Here is a 2,247-nt window from a genome sequence, read left to right on the forward strand (position 1 = left end):
ATAATATTTTTTTCTTTCTCATATTAAAATCCGCTTCCACTAATTACTAAGCTATTCATATTATCTAATTTGTTCTTAAATTTATCGTCTTTATTATAAAGACACATAGATCTATTCACTAATTTCTGCAAACTCATTTTTGTGTTAACAGTATTAAATTTAAAATCNNTTCTTCGGGTGTGATGGCCAGTTCAACATTGAACACTTCGCCATCAACAAGAAGACGCGACCGCTCATAACCGGTTGCCTTTGCATTCAGCCCGGCAACAACCGCCGCGCTGACAAAGCACACAACCAAAGCCATCTGAAAGAACGACTTCATACCCCATATCCTCTTAGTCTTTTGACGCGATCCCGGACCTCGTCCCGGATGGCGCCACCCCGCCATGGATCCGCAAGCGTTGTGAACAACTCACTTGCCGGCTGTCTTCCACGACTATGCGCCCATTTTATGACACGCAGGATATTTTCCGCTGTGATGGGTAACACATCAGGTATTTCGATCCCGTTAATGGTTGCCCACACCCCAGACCAACAGCGTGCAACGCCATATGGACTATATCCTCCGCCGCCAAGAACAAGACTTCGGGGCGCCAATCGGGTCATCGCCCCCACGACTTCCCAGATCGACTGATTGCCCAAAAGCTGTCTGGACAGTGGATCCTCTGCAAGAGTATCACATCCACATTGTAAAACAATAGCTTGAGGCGCAAAACTTAATCCAAGCGGAATCAAATATTCAAAAAGGATGAAACGCATCTCGTCATCATGCATGCCGCCCGGCATCGGAAGGTTGCGCGCCATACCGCCTGCAATGTCATCAATTGCGCCGGTCTTGGGCCACAGGTCTTCCTGATGGATGGAAACAGTCAATACGCGTTCATCCTCGGCAAAGGCAATCTGCACCCCGTCGCCGTGATGGGCGTCGATATCAACATAAAGCACCCTGTCCAACCCGCTATCGAGCAAGGCATAAATGCCCAGAACCGGATCGTTGAAGTAACAGAACCCCGATGCCCGATCGCGCAAACCGTGATGGGTGCCCCCTGCCGGATGATGAATGATCCCGCCATCCTTGATCAGGTTGGCTGCCATCACCGATGATCCGGCGGCAGTCGCCGGACGCCGGAAAATTTCCGGATAGATCGGATTACCATTCTTGCCGAGCCCGAACCGCTCCATCATCTCGACCGGCAGCGTTTGATCGCGCTCAGCTTGCATCACGGCGGCAATATAGTCCGGGTCGTGGAACCGTGCGAGCTGGTCGGGCGTTGCCACCGGCCCGGTCAGATAGGTAGTCTCATCCACCCAGCCCAGCGCATGCACCATATCCACCACCAGCGACACACGCGGGATCGCCAGCGGGTGCTTGGGACCATAGCTTGAACCACGATAAATCTCGGCCGCAATCATGCGCGGGGCAGGATCGGCAATACGGTGGTCTGGTATCTCGTCAGAAAGGATCACAATGGCACGCAAGGCAGATTTGGTTGCAGTGCCGAAAGCATTGACCGTTTCATGATGCTCTTTCAAGTTCTGTTTTGCGCAATTCCAGACTCGGGACATAGCACTTTGCACCTATGGCCGGGATGCTTTTGGGCTAAACACCTGATTTCATCAACATAACCGGTTGCAAGGCAATTGACGGGCACCCTGACTTCTCGCAATCTGCGAACACTGCCAAATATTCCTTGCTGCCACCAACCTGAAAGGCTGTGCCGTGCCATCGCCCCGCCGCATTCGTTACCGCCACCTTGTCAGGGGGACGTTTGTTCTGTTTGTTCTGCTTGTTGCTGTTCCGGGAAGTCTTGCACTTGTCGGATTGTCTGACTTTGATATCAGCAACCGCCCGACCAAACAGATCAGCTTTGCACTTGGTGATGCTGTTCTGTCTGGCAGCCTGATCTTGCCAGATGCGCAGCATACAGGCCCGATTGCCCTTCTGGTTCACGGCGATGGTCCGCAGGACCGCTTTGCGGGCGATGGCTATTTACCCGTGATCAACGCCCTGCTTGATCGCGGGATCGGCATTTACAGCTGGGACAAGGCCGGCGTCGGCGAAAGCACGGGAAACTGGCTTTCGCAATCCATGAATGACCGCGCAAACGAAGCCGTTGCAGCATATGACGCAATCAAAACGGCCTATCCCGACAGAGGGCAAAAAATCGGTTTTATCGGTTTTTCCCAGGCGGGCTGGGTGATCCCCAAAGCATCGCGGATGATCCCGGACAATGCCTTTAATGTCAT

Annotated in this window: 2 protein-coding genes; one reads left to right on the forward strand and one right to left on the reverse strand. The window is 52.5% G+C overall.

Going from position 1 to position 2,247, the window contains the following annotated elements:
* Window positions 1–318: 318 nt before the first annotated feature.
* Window positions 319–1,533 carry an acetoin utilization protein AcuC gene (locus tag B3Z49_RS04210; protein WP_296988440.1) on the reverse strand — a complete coding sequence of 405 codons (1,215 nt, stop codon included), beginning with the start codon at window positions 1,531–1,533 and terminating at the stop codon, window positions 319–321.
* A gap of 187 nt (window positions 1,534–1,720) precedes the next feature.
* Between B3Z49_RS04210 and B3Z49_RS04215 the strand changes: the two genes are divergently transcribed.
* Window positions 1,721–2,247 (forward strand): alpha/beta hydrolase family protein (locus tag B3Z49_RS04215; RefSeq protein WP_414716239.1); only part of this gene is annotated, 527 nt, incomplete at its 3' end.

The organism is Thalassospira sp. UBA1131 (assembly GCF_002311515.1).
Taxonomy (GTDB): domain Bacteria; phylum Pseudomonadota; class Alphaproteobacteria; order Rhodospirillales; family Thalassospiraceae; genus Thalassospira.